At 47.1% G+C, this 21,746-nt stretch carries 6 protein-coding genes; all 6 read left to right on the top strand.

Annotated elements, in window-relative coordinates:
- The first annotated feature begins 42 nt into the window (after positions 1-42).
- A complete protein-coding gene (locus IEY39_RS00030; protein WP_188927350.1) occupies positions 43-6,369 on the top strand; it encodes a non-ribosomal peptide synthetase in 6,327 nt (2,108 codons plus the stop codon).
- A 29-nt stretch (positions 6,370-6,398) separates the two neighbouring features.
- Positions 6,399-7,922 (top strand): condensation domain-containing protein, encoded by a 1,524-nt coding sequence (locus IEY39_RS00025; RefSeq protein ID WP_188927349.1) that lies wholly within the window; start codon positions 6,399-6,401, stop codon positions 7,920-7,922.
- A gap of 27 nt (positions 7,923-7,949) precedes the next feature.
- A complete protein-coding gene (locus tag IEY39_RS00020) occupies positions 7,950-14,030 on the top strand; it encodes a non-ribosomal peptide synthetase (RefSeq protein WP_188927348.1) in 6,081 nt (2,026 codons plus the stop codon).
- An 11-nt stretch (positions 14,031-14,041) separates the two neighbouring features.
- Positions 14,042-15,286 (top strand): ACP S-malonyltransferase, encoded by a 1,245-nt coding sequence (locus tag IEY39_RS00015; protein WP_188927347.1) that lies wholly within the window; start codon positions 14,042-14,044, stop codon positions 15,284-15,286.
- Positions 15,267-20,489, top strand: a complete 5,223-nt coding sequence (locus IEY39_RS00010; RefSeq protein ID WP_188927346.1) for an aminotransferase class III-fold pyridoxal phosphate-dependent enzyme — start codon at positions 15,267-15,269, stop codon at positions 20,487-20,489. Before IEY39_RS00015 ends, IEY39_RS00010 begins: the two co-directional genes overlap by 20 nt.
- Positions 20,490-20,508: 19 nt before the next feature.
- On the top strand, positions 20,509-21,746 hold a 1,238-nt coding region (locus IEY39_RS00005), incomplete at its 3' end, for an AMP-binding protein (protein ID WP_188927345.1).

Genomic DNA, 21,746 nt, shown 5'->3' with positions numbered 1-21,746 from the left:
CAGATCGTTACAGTTTCTAAAACAAGTAAACCGACCAAGAAAATGTCAAACGAGAAGTACGTTTTCCCCATGTCATTGGCTCAAAAAAGCCTATGGCTGTTCGAATCCGCCAACCCGGACATCCCGGGATCGCCCTATAATTCGGTTTTTTCCCTGAGCTTCACCGGCCGCTTGAACTCCTCTATTTTAAAAGATAGCATCACGGCGATATTCAAAAGACATGAAGCGTTGAGGACGACTTTTAAAAAAGAAAACGACAGCTATCTGCAGGTGATCCATGCTCAGCCGAATTTTCAATTCGAAGAAAAACCATGGAAAGAAGAAAAAGTGGAAGAATTTGTCCACGCAAGGGTACAACAACCCTTCGATCTCGTAAATGGACCACTTGCAAGATTCGACCTCCTGAAGATAGACGCTCACCGGTATATCCTGGTCGTAACGATCCATCACATCATTTTCGACGGATGGTCCGTAGGCATATTCGTAAAGGAGCTCTCCCGCTTCTATAAGGCCTACCCGGACTATCAAGTAGCTGCATTGGATAGCCTGGCTATCCAATACCCGGACTATTCTATGTGGAAAGAACGCTACCAAAAAGAACACCAGGAGGAGGAGCTGAAATACTGGAAAGAAAAACTCGAAGACGCAAACCTATATGTTGACTTCCCATTCGACAAACCAAGAGAAAAAAAGAACACCTACCGAGGTAATTCACTGCGATTTAATTTCAGCCAACAACTACTAGATGAAGCCAGACATTTCTGTGATCAATATTCCTTCACTCGATTCTCCCTTTTTTACGCCATATATGCCATACTACTATCCAAATACAGCCATCAAAAAGACCTCGTATTGACTGTACCGCTTGCCGGTAGAGAAGACCGGCAGGAGCTGGAACAGCTCATAGGAGCTTTTGTCAATATGCTCCCCGTCAGGATCGATATAGATGAGAACGAAACATTCCTGTCACTGATGTCCCGCATTAACCATAAGATGTCGGAAATACTGGATCATCAACAGATCGACATCGCCACATTGCAGGAAAACCTGGGTTTCAAACAGGATGTAGCCAACGCCTCGTTATTCAATTTCGCATTCTCGTATATTAATGTGGATTTTGGTGATCTGACATTGGACCAGGTAAAGATCGAATACATACATTTCGAAAGAAATACCTCCCGGCGGGACTTTACTTTCTACATTCATGAAAACAAACACACCTTATTCGGCGAGGTGGAATATTTCACCGATCTGCTATTCCCGGAAACGGTAAAAACGTTCATCAAAAACTACTCCGGACTGCTTACGGAAGCGCTAAAAGTACCACAACAAAAGATCAGGAACGTCTCCTTCCTGGATGCACAGGAAATAAGCCGGCAGCTGTATGACTTTAACAATACCATATCCGCCTATCCATCGGATATGAGCATCATCGATCTCTTCGAAAAACAGGTACTACGCAACCCCAGCCGGCCTGCAGTCTGGCAAAATGCCTCCCCCGTTACCTATGAAGCGCTGAACAGCATAGCCGAAGCCCATGCCGCCCTGCTACAAGGTCATGAGAAAGAAGCAGGCGACATCATTCCCGTGATTGCCGCAAATCCCTTCAGTATGATCGTTGGCATATTGGCGGTCTTGAAGACAGGCAGAGCCTACATGCCGGTAGACCCGAATTTCCCACCGGAGCGGCTCTCCTTAATGATCGATGACAGCGGCTCCGGCATTGTTTTACAGGAAACAGGAATAACACTACCGGACAAACTGTCACCAAGAACCATTCCTATAAAAAACGACATCCGGCTCAAACCCGAAACACCTCGGGAAAAGAAAAGACTGACATCAGGCAACGACCTCTGCTACGTCATGTATACTTCAGGATCCACCGGAAAACCCAAAGGAGTAAAGATCAAACACCGCGCCGTGTCTCGGCTGGTACTAAACACCAATTATCTTTCCATACAAGCGGACGATCGCATTTTACAGACTGCCGCCATGACTTTCGATGCCTCGACACTGGAGATCTGGGGAGCTTTACTCAATGGAGCCGGCCTGTACCTGTCGAAAAAAGAACAGATCCTGAATGCATCATCCCTTCGAAAAGAATTACAGCTCATGGAGATAACGATACTTTGGCTAACCGCCCCGCTTTTCAGCGAGATGGCGGCCATCGATCCATCCATGTTCAATAACCTGCGCTATCTGGTAGTGGGGGGAGATGTCATGGCCATTGACAAAACAAATGCAGTGCAGCGGACATGTCCCCGGCTGACGATCATTAATGGGTATGGTCCCACAGAGAATACGACATTCTCGACAGCGTATAAGATACAACAGGAACATTCCGGCGCCATCCCTATCGGTAAACCAATTAGCAACTCGACCGTTTACATACTGGACGACTATCAATGCCTGGTACCTATAGGTTCTATCGGAACGCTTTTCGTCGGAGGAGATGGGTTATCATCGGGCTATTTGAACGACTCGGTGCTCACAGATCAAAAATTCATAAAAAACCCGTTCGACCCAAGTCAAAATATCTACAATACCGGCGATCTCGCCAAATGGTTGCCGGATGGGAATGTCGAATTTCTCGGAAGAAAAGATCGACAGGTCAAGATCAACGGCTTTCGTGTCGAGCCGGGAGAGGTCGAAAATGTGCTCAACACCTATCCGGGTATCCGTGCTTCGTTTGTAAAAGTCGGTCTCCAAAGCATCGATGCCTATATCGTTAAGGAGGACAAAACACTTGCTGCAGGAGATATCAGGACATACCTGTCCAGGCATCTGCTTCCCGTTATGGTCCCCGATAAAATTATCGAGCTGGATTCCCTGCCATTGACACCCAATGGTAAGATCGATGTCAACGCATTACCGAAAGCCGCCACTCCCCGAAAGGACAATACCGGCAAAAACCCGGATGTCCTGGAAAACACGCTCATATCAATGTGGGCTAAGACATTGGGTACGGAAGAAGAAGCCATAGGAGTCGACGATAGTTTCTTTGAAATAGGCGGACATTCGCTTTTGGCAACCCAGCTTATTGCGGATATCGAAAAGGAATTCAAGCTGGAATTGGACCTCGGAGATTTTTTTGAAAATGACACCATCCGGTTCCTCGCCAAATTGATCACGGAAAAGGAGCCTTCGCCCGTAAACGAGGCTATCCCGCAGGTTCCCAATCAAAAATTTTATGAAATTTCCAACGGGCAGAAAAGATTTTGGGTCCTGGACCAGATCAAAGAAGGCAAAGGCGTATACACGATTACCTGGTCGATGAAGATAACCGGGGATTTCAGATCAGATGCCCTGCAATACGCAATTATGCGATTGGTAGAACGACATGAAATATTAAGAACCCGTTTCGAATACTTTAATGATACGATCTATCAAAGGATAGCTGATAAGATCGACCCGGAACAGCTACTATATTTCTCAAGGTGGGAGTCGGCAAATGAAACATTTGGGACCATCGAACAGTACCTTGACAATATCGCGGAGCAACCATTCGATCTGGCAAAAGGACCACTCCTCAAGATTCACGTTCTCAGGCTTTCAGACCGGCAATTTATGCTTAGCGCCGTCCTGCATCATATCATAACCGACGAATGGTCGAACAAAGTATTTATCAGAGAATTTTCACTCCTCTACGACAGTTTTGTAAAGGGGACCCCCATTACACTTGACCCTTTACGAATTCAATATAAAGATTACACTGTTTGGTATAAAGAACGACTGGCAGAAAAGCATACCCACAGCCGGCAATTCTGGCTGGAAAGACTGGCTGGAACCCTGCCTAAAAACGAATTCCCCTATAAAAAGGGTATAAGACCGGCAACCAAAACATTCAATGCACATACCATCGATATCGATCTCCCGGAAGAGTTATATGATAACCTCACGCGGCTGACGAAAGAGGAAAATGTCACCTTATTCATAGTCCTGCTCTCGGCCTTGCAACTCCTTGCAAGTAAATACTCCGGTGAAGACGATATCCTGATAGGAGCACCCGTATCCGGTAGAGATCATTTCGAGCTAAAAGACCAGCTGGGCTTTTATGCCAATACGGTCGTATTCAGACAAGGAATAAACCATCGGCTCCATTATAAGGAATTTCTGGCCGATGTAAAAAGGAATACCATAGAAACCCTTAAATACTCCGACTACCCGTTCGATAACCTGGTGGAAGACCTCGGCCTGAGAAACGACCTGAGCCGGGCGCCCATTTTCGAACTATTCCTTGGATTGCTGGACATGAACGACCAGACGGCTGATTCATTGAGCAGGTCTGGCGACCTCCGGTTCGACCCCTATCCGACCGTTGTAAAGAAAAGTCCATTTGATCTTGTCTTCAATGCAAGGAAAGACGACAAAAAGCTAAACATTGAATTGTACTACAATACCGACCTCTTCGATACCTGGATCGGTCGCCAGCTTCTCGACGAATATATCCATTTGTTGCAACAGATCTCGGCTAACCCTTCTATCGGCCTCACCGACCTGGAATTCCCTTCGGCAACAGCCCTGGTGAACAATCAACGCAAACATGTGCATGCCGAAACAAGACCCGTCAATCAGTCGATCATCGAAGTCTTCAGCGCACAGGCCGCCATATATGCCCGGGAGCCGGCTATTGTTTATGGGAACAATACCATCAGTTATGGTGACTTATTGCTTATCGCCAATAAATGGAGCCATATATTGGCACATCAGTATAACATTCGTAAAGGAGAGACAGTGGCCCTCCTCTTTAAGGAGGCACACCTCGCGATCGTCGGGATGCTCGGTCTTTTGAAACTGGGAGCTGTCTATCTACCGCTCAATGCCGACGATCCCGTAGATAGGATCGATCACATGATCAGAGATTCAGGAGTCAGCCATGTCCTTACGGATCATCAAGATCCGGAAACATTCGGGCACCTTTCCGCCACGTTCATCCCATGTACAGACCTCCCTGATCCCGCGCCCGAATTGCCTATAATTGACAACTCATCGCCTGAAGATCCGGCATACATTCTATATACATCGGGGTCTACCGGCCTGCCAAAAGGAGCAAAGATCCGGCATCGGAGCGTCGTGAACTTGTTAAAACATTCCAATTATAACAACCTGGGCCCGGGAAACAATATCCTGCAATTTTCACCGATCTTCTTTGACGTATCCGTTTTCGAGATCTTCGGAGCACTATTAAACGGAGCCAGATTGACTACCATCGATATGAGCAATCAGCTCACCGTTCCCGATCTGGCATTCTTTATCGAGAGCCAGAATATCGATACGGCAGTTATGACGGCATCCCGATTCAACAATCTTGTAGAGAATGCCCCCCTGACGATCGCCTGCTTCGAAAGACTCTATTTCGGCGGCGAGCCCCCCTCTATCAACATGGTTAGAACAGCGCTCAAATACAGGAAGAACGAGGATTCCATCGGCCAGCTTTACGGACCAACCGAAGCGACCGTTTTCACCACCTACTATCCGGTAACGACAATTCCCAACGACGCCATTAATCTGCCCATTGGATTGCCTATATCAGGAACATCCGTCTTTATCCTCGATAAAGATCTTAAACCGGCCCCCCGTGGAGTCCAAGGCGAGATCTTCATCGGCGGGCTCGGAGTCGCCCAGGGTTATGTAGGCAACCCAGAACTGAACAAGGAAAAATTCATCGAAAACCCCTTTGTTGAAGGAGATATCCTGTATAAGAGCGGAGATATAGGCAGATGGAATCAGACAGGCGAGATCGAATTCCTGGGGAGAAATGATGACCAGGTTAAAATAAGAGGACAGCGAATCGAATTAGGGGAGATCGAAACGACCATTTTAAAATGCCCCGAAATCTATGAAACCAAAGTTCTGGCATCGATGACGACAGCCAATACACTTGCTTTGACGGCCTACTGGACAGGACAACCATCCTATCAAAATGTCGATCTCAACAAACACCTCATCGAATCGCTACCCAGGTATATGGTGCCCTCCTCACTCCGGAAAATAGAGTCGTTTCCCCTCAATAGCAATGGAAAGATCGATGTCCGGATGCTCCGGCAGCTATCCAATGAAGAAATAGACCTGATAGCACAAGCTCCTGCCACACAAACCGAAATAGAGCTCATGAACATCTGGCATCAGCACCTGGGTAGTGAAAAAATAACAGCCGACTCCAACTTTTTCGAAATAGGCGGCCATAGCCTCACCGCCATGAAGGTCTCCTCGGTTATTTTCGACCAAATGGGTGTGACCATCCCGCTGAAGGATATTTACCTGTATCCCACGATCCGGGAAATGGGCGGATACATCGATTCTTCGAGATGGCTGGCGAAACAGGGCGTGAACGATAGGGCAGATCGAACCAATGACATTCTGATATGAATATCCTTGAAATTCTCCGGGACCTTAAAATGAAAAACGTCTCGCTTTACGTTGAAGACGACAATATCGTGCTGGGAAATGGCCGGGATAGATTATCCGAAACCCTTCTTACGGAAATACGCCGGCACAAAGTGGAATTAATGGAGTTCTTCCGTAGATCACCGGCAAAAACGCAGATCGCCCAGCCAGAACTCCAGCCCCGGCGGGAATACTATGAGCTCTCCTTTATGCAAAGAAACATTTGGGTCGATCAGAAATTACATCCGGATATACAATACTACAATGTAGGTTCTAGCTGGTCGGTTCACGGAGAATTGGATCTGCAACGGTTGCAGTCATCTATCGACAATGTCGTGAAACAGCATGAGATCCTTCGAACGGGGTTCAGAATAGTGGATTGGGAGCCGAAACAGCTGATTGCCGGGAATCTGCCGTGGATCTGGGATTACCGGGAGCTCACCGGGCATACGGAAGCCGGACTCGAAGGTATCATGACAGAAGCAAAGAATGTGGTTTTCGATCTGGAATCCCCGCCTTTGTTCAAAATATTCCTCATCAGGGAAACAGAACATAAGCATCACCTTATATTCGTTATCCATCACATTATCTCGGATGGCTGGTCCCTTAAAGTATTCTTTGAACAGGTAATACAAAATTATCGATCCGGTATTGAAAGCCGCGCCGGAGCCACCACATACCCATTGCAGTACAAAGATTTTGTCGGATGGCAGATCAGGCAATTATCAGAAACTGACATCAAAGCCAAAAAATATTTTTGGCTCGAAAAATTCAAAGATGGAAAAGGGTTTTTCCTGAACCCTTCCTCCTCTTCCGGCAAGCAGATCTCCTTTTCAGGCACAACCCAAACATTCGAGATCTGTCCCGCCAGAAAAAAAGAGATATACCGTCTTTGTTTCGACTTGAATTCCACTCCGTTCATCGCCCTGCTTGCGATGCTGAAAATTACCCTCTATTGTTTTACGGGTAAAGATCGGATCGTCGTAGAAACAGGCGTCATGGACAGACCGCAGGGCGGCCTTGCCGGTCAAATAGGCCCCTTTCTTTCAAATATTCCCATACTGGTTCAGATAGACGAAACGATGACATTAAAGGACTTTATCAAACTGGTCAGGACGGAGTTCATTTGTTCCCTGGCTCATAAGGAATATCCGATCCATCTCATCAAAAAGGATATAAAATTGCTCCACCAGGAGTTCAACGGGCTGACCAATATCAGTTTTACCTTTCACAACGACGGATTATTGAGCGAAGAAGAGGTTCGGGTAGACGGACTACTGATCGTAAAATCGGATTACAAGATCGCAAAGGTCATAAAAGGGATCAGTTTCCATTGCTTCGACGTCAAGGATTCATTGACCTTGAATGTGGATTATAGTGACGAATTGTTCGACAAGCAGTTCATCGATGAGTTCGCCGATAAATTCTTGAAAATATTGGACTCCATTGGAAAGAGTAGCGATACCACCATCCGGGAGTTGGCAAGGTCCGTATCAGGAACAGCGGAAATGGAATTTAGCTTCAACTTTTTTTAATGGGCCAGCGAGTAAATCAACATCGAAATGACAACTTTGGAAACGGTCGAACTTCATGACTCCGCGATCTGCAGTTATCAATTCAGCCTGGATAATAGCAGCTTAAATATTGTCAGGAGATATGCTGACGCCAGAGACCTGGAAATATTTATTCAAATGCTATCCGTATTGGCTGTTCTAACCGCAAAAACCACCAATGCCAATCATAGCATCCTCGGCATACCATTGCTTCTCGAGCAAAAACGACCTGCGAAGATCGAGAATTCTCTGATTCCCATTAAAATAACCTTTAACCCGGAGGATACCATCAAGGAGATCATCCTCCGAACGGCTAAGATCCTGCAATCCGTTTATCAACGCGTCACCAGAATTACGAGCAGAACTGGCGATGCCGATGCCGCCGAAAGTTTACAGCCCGAAAACTCCTGCATATCATTCCCCGGTTTACACCATCCTCAAACTTCCATCGGCAACAGTTCGCTAAGCTACATTGTCCACAACGATGCCGACAATATCTCGATAGAGATGCTGTACCAGAGCTCCCGTTACAGCGAAAAACAAATTAAAACACTCGCAGGATATTTTATCACTATTTTTCACGAATTCGATCATCTGGACAAAAAATATCGAGACATCGGGTACCTTTCGGATCAGGAAATATCGATCCAGCTCACGGTATTCAATGGAACAAATTTTAAAGTACCCGATATTTCTGCTATCCGGCTTTTTCAGCAACGGGTACGCATTTGCGGTGATCGAACAGCGATCATCTGCGGAAGTCGAACCATAACTTATAAAGAACTTTACCAACGCTCCGCTAAACTAGCCACCTGGCTACACCTGAAAACGGGAATAAAACAAGGTGACGTCGTCGCCCATCGACTGTCACCATCCATAGAGTCGATCATAACCCTCCTTGGAACCTGGATGGTCACAGGCATCTACCTTCCGATGCCCGGAGAACTGTCGATAGACCTCTTCGACATTGTAAAGCAGGTGAACCCCGCAATCATCATCGACGACAGCCTTATCGACGAAATACTTTCACCCTCATCCGAAGAAGACGTCTTCTCTGAATTCCCATCGTACAACCCTGATCAGATCGCCTGTATTCTCTACACGTCGGGCTGGACAGGACCCTCACGGGGTGTTTTTATTAAACAGGCAGGGCTTCTGAATTCTATACTGGATGTCATACGCGAATTGGAAATAGATCAGAGTGATGTATATCTGCAATGCCTGGGCTCTTCATCAGTGGACGCCGTCAGGGAAAACCTGGTAGCCCTGCTTTCCGGAGCGACTTTGCTGATGATGCCATCAGAAGCATCGAATGATGACGTACCCCTGGTAAAGATCATCCGGGAAAATAAAGTTACGGTCCTCACTCTTACCCCCTCTTCCATCAAGGCATTGAACAGAGAAGATATTTCACCCGTCAGGGCATTGCTGTCTACCGGATCCAGGGCGCCTACCAAAGACCTCACGTTCTATTCGAAACGTCTTAAAGCTTTTAATCTCTATAGCATTACGGAAAACTCAGGGGTTACCGCGGCCTTCGCATTAACCGCGGATAAAGACTATCCGGACGGAATACCCTTAGGAAAGCCAATGCCTAATACCAGGTTATTCATCCTGGATAACAGCAACAACCTGTTGCCCGTCGGTGTCTTTGGCGAAATCGGCATCTCCGGCCCGGGACTCGCTCCCGCTTACCTGGAGGATGGGCTCATGGAAAGTAGCTCCTTCATCGATCGACGCTTATCATCGCAACCTATCTACAAAAGTGGCGACATAGGCAAATGGAATGAAGACGGCACCCTCTCCTTTTTGAATCGCAGAGAAGAGCAATTCCTGATTACCGCCGCCGGTCTCGATGAATTACAAAATAAAACACTCCGTCATCCCGCAGTAAAAGACGCCATATATCTGTCGGACAACGCCCAAAAGATCTATTGCTTTTTCGAATCCGTCGCAAGACACCCCGATAGATCCGCAATATCCACCCGCCTCGAAAAAGACATCCGTCCCCGCATCCCGCCCTCTAAATGGATATGTCTCGAAAAAATTCCCGTGACCCGCCGGGGCAAACCGGATAACGCAAAACTCCAGGATTTGATAAAAAAGAAAACCTGGCTTGACGAGATCGATCCGCACTCGGAAGAAGCCATCGTCCTGACCGATGCGCTAAAAAAACTTTTCGAGAACAACAATATCACCTTGGATGACAATTTTTTTGATTTGGGTGGGGATTCCCTGAAAGCCATCGCTCTCAGCGCCTACTTGTCCAACAAAGGGTACAAATGCCAGGTTGGCCAAATCCTTGAAACACCCTTGCTAAAAGAGATTGTAGGGTCATTAAAAAAGAGCGGCCCGGATAAGGATCAACGTATCCGCCGGATTGAAAGATCGGCCTACCATCCCGTTTCGCACGCTCAAAGAAGAATGTGGGCACTCTCCCATCTTATCGAAACGGAAAAATATACCTGTAATGTACCCAGTGCCTGGCTTATCGAAGGGGGTCTTTCCATCTCCAACCTGGGTAAGGCATTCGAAGCACTGCTACAGCGACACGAGATTCTTCGGACTACCTTTAAAACCGTTGGCAACAATGTTGTACAGGTCATCAGAGACCTCAACTCCAGTCTTTATGATTTTATGTATTATGAAGACGCAAAAAAAGTAGACGAGCGCTTCGCCGACGAAATATCGTCACTCTTCGACCTCGAAAATGGACCGCTGCTCCGATTGAGGGTTTACAGGACCCAAGACCGAAAGCACATAGTTTTGCTGGTGGCCCACCACATCATAATGGATGCGTGGTCATGTAAAATATTCTACAATGAACTATTGACCCTGTACACCTCCCTGCTGAAAAATGAAACTCCGCTTCTGCCGCAACTGGAATTTCAATATAAAGACTACGCCGGTTGGCAAAACAGGCTACTCCAGGAAAAAGAGTTTGACAGCCATCGCGAATTCTGGCTCTCGATACTCGAAAAGAGCCCGTTGGAATTAGCCATTCCAACGGATTACAAAAGAAACAAGACGAGATCCTTCAAGGGAGACACGCTTAAATTACGCTTTTCCCCTGAGCACAGTCTTCTGCTGGAAGAGCTGATGGGAAAGTACAACCTTACCCCCTATACCGTTTTTACGGCATTGACGAATATTCTGTTGTATCGCTACACGAATGCCCCGGTAATTGTAACGGGCACCCCCTTCTCAAACCGGGAAACCCCAGGCCTTGAGAACCATATCGGCTTTTTCATTAATATGCTGCCGGTATGCATCCCCATCGAAGGGAAAGATAAGGTGTTGGACTACCTGTTCAAAGTCAGACATCTGATAAACCGTATCCATGACCATCGGGCATATCCGTCCGATGTGCTCATTGACGAATTGAAGCTTCAAACGGCACAATCCCCACTTTTTAACATAGTCATAACCTGGCTCGATCGATACACCGAACCGGAGCTTGTACAACTGAATGAAATAAAGGTGTGCCCCTACCCCATCCGGAATACCACTAGTAAGTACGACCTGACATTTGGATTTACCCGCTCCCAGGATGGCTCCTTCGAAGCCGAGATCAATTACAATACTGATCTTTTCCTTCAAAGCCGTATAGAGAGAATGTTGGAGCATTTGCGCGAGCTTGTAAAAAAAATAGATCTTTTCGACACCCATTCTATAGGCCAGATCGACATTCTCCCGGATGTAGAAAAGAAAAAAATACTCGACTTCAATGACACCGGACTGGAAGAACCCGAAGCCGGCAATGTCGTACAGCAATTCAAAACCCTTGTTCAGAAGTATCCTGGCAACATCGCCCTGTATTCCAACGGCACCTCCTATTCATTCTCCGACCTTCAGCGGTCGACTTGCCGGTGCGCCGCTTATTTACGGGAAGAAAAGAAATTAAAAAAGCAGGCCAGGGTAGGCGTCATGATGAACACGTCTTTTTCTTATGTAACGACTATTATAGGTATACTTAAAGCCAATGCAGTTTATGTCCCCATCGACCGAAACGACCCTGCTGAAAGAATAGACCTCATCCTCAGGGACGCCGATATCAACGTTATGATAACCGATTCGAAAGCTTTCGACAAGAATATCTCCGTACCAATAGATATCATCTGTTTTGAAGATATAGACAACTATACGGAAACAGATGTTCCGGATATCGACATACTGCCCAATGATCTTGCCTATATCATATATACTTCGGGAACCACCGGACAGCCCAAAGGCGTCGCCATCGAACATTTTTCATTGTGGAATTTCTGCGCCTTCCATAATAAAGTTTACAATATAGGGTCTCAGCATTCTTCTATGCTGTATTCTTCGATCACTTTCGACGCATCCATATGGGAACTTTTTCCCTATCTCGTGGCTGGATCATGTCTCTATCCTCTCCCGGCAGAAAGCAAACTGGACATCCCGGCGATCTCGAATTTCATCTGCCATCATCGGATCACCCATTGCTTCCTACCGCCGGCTATCCTCGATCTGCTTTTGACCAGGAATGAAAACGACCATCTCAAACAGGTCATCCTGCATACAGGAGGTGAACGAATAAAAGAAAATGAAAAAATAGAAGAATATACGATTGTCAATAACTATGGACTCACGGAGACTACAGTTATCGCCACCAGTACTTGTGGCGTAAAGATACGCTGCTCAAACCGTCCCCTAACCATCGGCAAACCCTTTGCCTGGTCAAAAATTTATATCCTGGATAATGAGCTGAAAATGCAGCCAATAGGTGTTACCGGCGAAATATGCATCAGCGGGAATTCCCTTGCGTCGGGATACACCAACGATCCGCAACTGGAGATGCAAAAATTTATTGACTCTCCTTATGGCAAGGGGAAGTTATTCAGGACCGGCGACTACGGCTATTGGACTTCAGAGGGAGAGATCGTATTTGCCGGCCGAAGAGACAAACAAGTACAGCTAAACGGCAGAAGAGTGGAACTGGAAGAAATTGAGCGCGTGCTGTTACAGTTTACTGGTATCGATCAGGCCGTGGCAGACATGAGACAATGGGCCGAAAGTAATATTCTGGTTGCTTATTATACAAGTCACGATCCGATCGATCCGGCGGATCTTAAAAAACATGCCGCATCCTATCTTCCGAAACAAATAGTCCCGGCGTATTTTTACCGTCTCGATTCGATACCTCTGGCGGCAAGCGGGAAAACAGACTATAAGTTACTGCCCGACATCAGTTTCGAAAGAAGCGGCAATACCTCCGAATGCAAAGACCCCAATTCCCCCGTAAGATCGTACCTGAAGGCGATCGTCGGAGAAACCCTGAAACTGGAAAGTGTCGGCTTCGACATCAGCTTTTTTGACCTGGGGGCCAATTCCATTTCGTTGATCAATATGCACGAAAAGATCAGATCCCGGTACCCGGGCGTCCGAATAACGGACCTTTTCACCCATTATAATATCGACAGTTTGGCTGATTTCATCGGTAACGACCCCACGGGAGAAACCAAACAGATCCGAATCACCGCCGAAAATGCCATCAGATTCGAAAAGAATATCCGTTCGAAAAGTACGCTGTACCGCAATCACTACGAAGTATTTATAGAAGACCTGCCGACGTTACACCGGATATCCGTCAAATACGCGATAGACATCGACAATCTTCTCATTTCGGGTCTCCTGTACGCGTTGAACCTTTGCTCCCCCGAAAACGTCATTTCCCTGTTCGTCCTGGAAGGACGAACTAATTCGATAAGCATATACAAGGTCGATTTCGGAGATATCGCCAATGAAGAATCGCTCTTTAGGATAGTCCATGACCAAAGTTTGAAAGTAAGTTCGGCGGAGACGTCGCTTATCGATATCAATCATGTCGAATTCGTCAGGACAGAAGACGACCGGATGAATGCCTGTCTGATCATGCATCGGGAGGAAGGGGCTCTTGAAACGACCGTCCAAACCAAATTCGATCTTGTCATGCAATTGCGACCTCTTGACAACGAGGTCTATAAATGCACGCTGATGGCTCTCGGCGATCCAGGGAAAAGCATCATCGAGCCACTGTCTGGACATATCGCCAATGTCTTCCGGTCCATGAAAAATTCACCCGTCTGATATTATTATACATGAAGAAAATAGCCTTATTATTTCCAGGTCAGGGCATCAACCTGAATAGAGTTGGAGACCTCGTCCGCGAAAAACCCCGGGCCCGAGCCATCTTCGAGGAAGCAGGTGATCTGATAAGAAAAGACCTGCTAAAGAAAGTAGATCAAAAATCAACTGAGATCGACCAAGCCCTTATCGTAACGGCGAACGTGGCTTATTTCGAATGTTATATTAAAGATCAGGAATTTGTTCCGGCCATACATTATATGGCCGGTCACAGCCTCGGAGAATATAGCGCATTGATCTGTGGCGACGTATTGCCGATGTCCGAAGTGCTCCCTTTATTAGAGCACAGACAAAGAGAAATGAACAGGTGCGCTGCTTCTGTAAAAGGGAAAATGATTGCCATACACGGAGTATCTGACAAATCGATCTGCCAGCATGTCGACCTTTTGCGCAAAACCGGGCGCAGGGTAAATATTAGCGCATTCAATGCCCCAGGTCAGACAGTTATTTCCGGCGAAAAAAGCGACGTCGAGATCGCCGCCGCCGAAATAACCAGAACCCAGGGGCGATATACGCCGCTCGACATCAACGGCCCCCTGCATAGCGACCTTATGACGGTAGCAAAAAACATCTTCTCCCAATACACCGAACAGCTCCACCCAAAAACACCTAAAAGTATTATCTATTCCAGCATATCGGGAACCCAATTGGCCGTAGCGGAAGAGATCCCCGGCATGCTGTCGCAACAACTTAATCGGCCGGTCCTCTGGCAACAACTTATCGATGCACTTATAGAAAAAGGAGTGCACCTGTTTATAAACGTAGGTCCCGATAAAATGCTCGAGAACCTCATGACCAACCACTGGCCCCAAGTCACCTGCCGTAGTCTTGTAGACAAGGAAAGCAGAGCATCATGTGCAGCCTATATAAAGGACGAAATGGACAGCTTCATTTCACCCGTGACACGTTGCCTGGTCAACGCGGTATCTTCAGGCCCCAAAGCAGACAAAGACAACCCGGCAAGCAGCTTCGAAAGCTACAACAGTATATGGGACATTCAGTTGCGGGTGGAGCATCGGCGTACCGTTTGCACGTCGGGTGAACTCGACTCCTGCCTATACGCCCTCACCACGATCCTTCATAACAAAGGGTTGGAAGACCGGGAGATCACCAGAATAGTGGATGGAATTAAATTGGAAACGGGTCTGGAAAGCCTGTACACCATGTCAAACATCGAAGATGAAAAAAAGTCTCTTTAACATCGACACCTCGAACATAGACAAGACCGACATCCGGCAACATCAAAAAAATGAAATAGCCGTCATCGGTATGGCCGTCGATCTTCCGGAGAGCCGTAACCTCATGGAATTCTGGCAGGTGATTCAAAACGGCAAAGACTGCGTCCGCAATCTGCCGGAAAACCGAAAAAAAGATGCCTCCCAATTCCTATCCCGATCTTCCAAACATACGGGATTGCAATACGAGTATGAACAGGCTGCGTACGTCGGCGACATAGACTGCTTTGATCATGCTTTTTTCAACTTCACCTACGAAGATGCCGTGATCACGAATCCCGCCCATCGAAAACTACTGCAGACCACATGGCATTGCATGGAGGACGCCGGCTATACAAGATCAATGATCTCGGGCTCCAACATGGGCGTCTTTCTGGGATATTCCTGGAATCTAAACCTTTATCATAGCCTATTGAACTTCACAAAAAAAGACCTTCCTCAGTATGCCATTATTCAAAATATCGCCGCTACCCTACCCGGTAGATTGTCCTATTTTTTCGACCTGCATGGCCCCAGCATGATCATCGACACCGCGTGCTCCTCTTCCCTTGTTGCCCTTCACCATGCCTGCGAAAATATCCTTTCCGGTCGGATCGACGCGGCGTTTGTCGGCGGTATCAACCTGACCCTCGGCATAAATCAAAGATCATCGGACAAAATCGGTATAGAATCCAGCTCAGGCCGCTCAAAGGCCTTCGATGAGACTGCTGACGGCATAGGCAAGGGCGAGGGTGGAATAGTGGTTCTTATTAAATCGCTCGACCTGGCACTCAGAGATCAGGACAATATTTACGCAGTCATAAAGAGCACCGCGGCAAACAATGATGGCGCCAGGTCTGTTGGAATGACCGCTCCTAGCATCGTCGCACAACAAGAAGTGCTGACAGCAGCCTGGAAGAATGCCGGTATCTCTCCGGAAGACATCGGCTATATCGAAGCCCACGGGACAGGAACAAAACTGGGAGACCCCATCGAGATGGAAGCTTTGAGAAGAGCCTTTAAAGAATTTACGGAAAAACGCCAATTTTGTCCCATAGGATCGGTAAAAGCCAATATCGGTCACCTGGACACCGCCGCAGGTTTGGCAGGATTTGTAAAAGCAGTCCTATGCCTATCGCATAAACAGATCCCACCGCAGATCCATTTCGAAAAACCTAATAGAAAGATCAATTTCTTTGAATCACCCGTTTATGTGAATATCCATTCAAAAAACTGGGATCCACCGGCTGTGGGGAAAAGAGTGGCAGGCATCAGCTCCTTTGGCATTAGCGGAACCAACTGTCATGCTGTGATCGAAGAATACATCTCATCGGGCGCAGACCCATCGGATAGCCATTTTTGTTCTTATTCCCTGTTACCCTTGTCCGGAAAGACAAAAGCAGCGCTCGGGGGGCTTGTCGACAGTTATATTTCATTTCTCGTAGAAAACCCAGGCATATCCCTGCCTGTACTTTGTGCAGCTGCCGCCGGATACCGGGAACATTTCAGCCATCGGCTGGCCATCTTCTCAGAAAACACCACCGACCTGATCACCAAACTCAAAATGATCAAAAATAGTCTCGCAGAGAATAGAGTCCCCGACGCGGCCTATTCCTACTATGGCAAATTGGACCATTCTGGCCCCCCCGGGCCCAAAACACGACCACGCATTTCACTTTCGGTGAATGATCTTGCCGACGCCCGGAAAATGGCAACTCACTATATATCAACAGAACACCTGGATTGGGAGACTCCGAACGGTAACAGCCATTACCGGGTCAGACTACCGGGCTATCCTTTTGAAAAGACGAGATGCTGGCCGGCCCTGGGACCAGACCCCTCTCCCGACAATAGCGAAAATCATAAAAACGATATAATGAATACGATAAAAGAAATTACCCACACCCTCAAAGGCATGGTCTCTGACGCCCTTCATACCCCCATAGATTCAGTTAAAGCCAATAGTACATTTTTTGAAATGGGATTCGACTCCATCAACATCGTCAATATAAAAAGAAAATTCACCAAACAGTTCAATATTGACTTCCCCATCGAGGATTTGTACGGCAACCTGAATTCTATTGACAAGCTGGCCGACTATATCCTGAAAGAATCGAAAGAACCGGTTCAACTGGAACAAAAAGCCAGTGTGGCTATCACCCCAGGCAATGAACACACCGCAACGATCCGAAAAACAGATCGGGAGCATATGCCCCCCTTTTCCCAAAATAGTATCCAGGACTTATTCTCCAGACAGCTGGCGATCCTGGAAAGCCAGGTCGACATCATGCGGTCTCTCGACAAAGGAACTCCGGTGACATTTGCGGAAACCCCATCCGTCAGAAAAGCCGCCCCTCCGGCAAAAAATGACACCCTGCTAAAAAGACCCGCCTCTCATGCATATTCTGATTCAGGGGCGCTATTCAATGCCGCCCAGAAGCAATTCCTCGATAATTTGATCCAAAACTTGTCCCGGAAGACACAGGGCTCCAAACTGCTCACGCAGAAACACCGATATCGGTTTGCCAGCTACCGGAAGGCCATGTATTTCGACACCTATTTCAAGGAGTTGACCTATCCCATTTTCGCGGCAAGTTCAAAAGGCAGCAGGATGACCGATATCGACGGAAATGAGTATATAGATTTCCTGATGGGCTGGGGTGTTCATTTATTGGGCTATAACCATCCCGAAGTGATAAAAGCGATACAGGAACAAGCTGCGAAAGGCGTATTTGTCGGACCCATGTCGCCACTCGCAGGTGAAATAGCCGATCTGATCTGCGAGATCACCGGATTGGAAAGTATTGCCTACGCCAACTCAGGAACAGAGGCGGTCATGCATGCCATAAAAATTTCCCGCGCCAAGACACAAAGGGACCTTATAATAAAATTTAGCAACTCGTATCACGGCTTTCATGAGGCCACGCAGGCAGACCAGGACCCCTATGACGAAACAAAAGCGATTCCCAATTCCATTGGCATCCCGGACTCGATGATGCAGGATGTAATGGTGCTGGATTATGGAGAAGAACATTCATTAGACCTGATCAGAAGCAATATTCACAAAATAGCTTGCATCCTGGTCGAGCCTGTCCAAAGCAGACGCCCCGAATTCCAACCCAGGGAATTCCTGTTAAAACTCAGGGAGATTACCAGCGATGCAGGAGTGCCAATGATATTCGATGAGATCATTACCGGCTTCCGGATCACCCCCAAAGGCGCTATGGGATATTATGGCATACAACCTGATATCGTCACTTATGGAAAAGTGCTGGGCGGAGGAATGCCACTGGGTGCAGTCGGAGGGAAACGGGAATATCTCGATTACATGGACGGTGGATACTGGCAATATGGCGACGACTCTAAACCTTCCGACAATAGAATAGGTACAGGAGGCACCTTCTGTCATCACCCGCTGGCCATGGCCTCTGCCAAAGCGACATTGACGATCATAAAGAACAAAGGTGAACAGCTCTACCGATCCCTTGGCGAAAAGACCGAATACCTTAAAAATGCACTGAATCATTATTTCAGCTCCGGCAATATCCCTATTAATATCGTCAATTGCGGATCTATATTCTGCTTTAAACCCCTGATGGATATAAAGATCTTGCAGGTGCTCTACTATTTGCTGCTGGACAAGGGTATTTATTTATGGCAGGGGGCTACATGCGCTATTTCCGACGCTCATACTTATGAGGACCTGAATATTTTTATAGAAGCAGTAAAAACGAGCTGTGAAGAACTCATAGAACAAGGATTCGTGGGTACAAAAAAGGAAAACGCCATCATCGGCAAGGCACCGCAAAAAGACAGCTATGATCTCTCACCATCCCAACGGCGCCTATGGTTCATGCATCGATTATATGGCGGGTTGAACGCCTATAATCTGGGCGCAGCCTTTAAATTGTCCACGGAACTCGATGTCCCTGCTTTCAAAAAAAGTTTCGAAACCGTTGTCTCCAGACATGAAAGCTTACGAACGACATTCATCAACGACGATTACAAACCCAAACAGGTTATCCGACCCTATAATGAAGATCTGCATGGGATCACCTTTGAAGATGGATACTCCCAAAACCTAACGGAAGCTGCCATAATCCGGGCCATGTCTGTTGAAATGGAAAGAGTCTTTGACCTGGAAAAAGATCCCTTGTTCAACGCGACCCTTTATCGGTCGGCGGACGGTATCTTTTATATGAATTTCAATTTTCACCATCTTGTTGCCGATGGCTTCTCCGTCGAAATAATTCTCAAAGAGCTTCTCCTGTCCTACCACGCACTGGTCTGCGGAAAAAAAACAGACCTCAAACCACTGTCGATCCAATACAAAGACTATTCAAAATGGATAAACGATCTGCTGAATTCGGACCGGATCAAAGTCCACCGCGACTATTGGATCAGAAAGCTCGGCAACCTCTCGGAAAGGGTCGTCATACCGTCCGATATTGAAAGAGGAGATGTACTCGACTTTCAGGGTGATCTCGTCATATTGGAGATCCCTCGCCACCAGGTCGAACAGATCCATGAGTTGTCCAGGCAATTCGATGCCACATTGTTCATGACCATCCTCTCTTTGATCAAAATATTGATCTATAAACAGGGCGGTGAAGGTAATATCTCGGTGGGCTGTCCCTATTCCGGAAGATTTAATGATGAATTGACGAACCAGGTAGGCTTTTATGTCAATACGGTGATACTGGCAGACAATATAAAAGGCCGGGACACTTTCCAGGAAGTCCTGCTAAAAGTCAGAAATACCGTACTGGAAGCCTCCGGGCACCAGCTATACCCATATGACAACCTGGTGCGCGACCTTTCTCACGCGCGCCACCTTACCAGGAACCAGCTATTTGACATTGACGTGAATATGAACGATCAGGATATGGGCAACTTCAGTCAACTGGACAAGGGCATCGCCAACCTGGAGACATTGAATATAAAATCCCCCGCTACCCGGTTCGATTTGACGTTTTCCATTTATAAAGGAGACGTTGTCACCATCGTATTGGAATATAAGACCAGCCTGTATCACGCCACTACTATCGCATTGATGAAAGTTCGACTCGAAAATATCATCACCGCGGTTGCCGGCGGCGCGCTAAATATTCCTATCGAAAAGCTGGACTTCGATAAAGACATCCTCAAAGAAGCCCGGGATATTTATGAAAAAACGGAACTGTTCTAAAGCATTTAAATCTAGATAGATGTCCGCCAAAAGCTTATCCGAAGAAAAAGTAGTTCAGAACGAATACTGGATGGAACAGGTTCGTAAAAGCCTGAAATACGACAACCTGGATTTTATCAGAAGATCGACCGATGCAGGTCGGAATAGAAAAGAGATACCTTTTGACCTGGATAGAACGACCAGGCACCGGGTGACAACACTATGCGATAACGATCCCTATTTAATATTTACGTTTTATGCAGCGGCAATAAATGTCCTCTTCTATCGATATTCGAGCCAGGAGTATATTTATACCATCACGGATATCCTAAGTGAGACAAGCCCCGATCATTCGAAAAAAACAAGAGCTTTATTGACCTCACGGATATCGGGCGACGATAGTTTTAAATCCATATTCAACAACCTGAAACGGGAGATGAACAGCCAGGCTTCCTCCTCTTTTGCCCTATCCGAAAATGGCCTTTCCTTCTATGCAGGCGCGAATTTGCATGCCGCCTTATTGATTCACCCGGACAGCGGATCACCATCTTCCCGGGCAATCTATCCTTTCGTGATCGGGTTTATCGGATGGCCGGACATCCGGGACTGCAATATAGTGTTCGACCCTTTGCAATTCGACGAGTCGGTAATCTTGAATTTCTCCGGCAATTTTAAGACCATGCTGGAAGAGATACTGAAAGACCCGTACCTGCCCGTGAAAAAATACGACTATCTCCGGTCGGAAGAGTTGATGCTATTGACGGATGTGTTCAACCGGACTTCTGCGGTATACCCGGCCCACGAACTGCTGACCGCCGGTTTCAGCAAACAATGCAGTCTGGATTCCGACTCGATCGCTGTCTATGACGGTCAACAGGAAGTCTCCTATCGGAACCTGGATCTTTTATCGCAGGGCGTCTCCGGATACCTCCGAAAACAGCTCTCGGTCAAAAAAGGACATCGGGTTGGCATCTATATGGATCGCGGAGTAGACATGATCGCAGCCATGCTGGGCATCCTGCAGGCCGGAGCAGTCCTCGTTCCCATCGACACCGCCTACCCCTTGCAACGAATCGCCGATATCCTGATGGATAGTGGCCTCCAGGTGCTGATAACGGATTCTTTCTACATGCATAACCTGCCCGACGCCTTCTCCGGTGCGCTCATGGCCATGGATCTGCAGCAGGCCGACTTCCTCTCCCTGCCGGACGACGACCACGAAATACACCTTGAAAAAGACGACCCCTGCTACCTGCTGTATACCTCTGGATCTACAGG

This window comes from Puia dinghuensis, assembly GCF_014642875.1.
GTDB classification, from domain to species: domain Bacteria; phylum Bacteroidota; class Bacteroidia; order Chitinophagales; family Chitinophagaceae; genus Puia; species Puia dinghuensis.
Note: the sequence above shows the minus strand (reverse complement) of the source record. Positions and strands in the feature narration are given on the sequence as shown.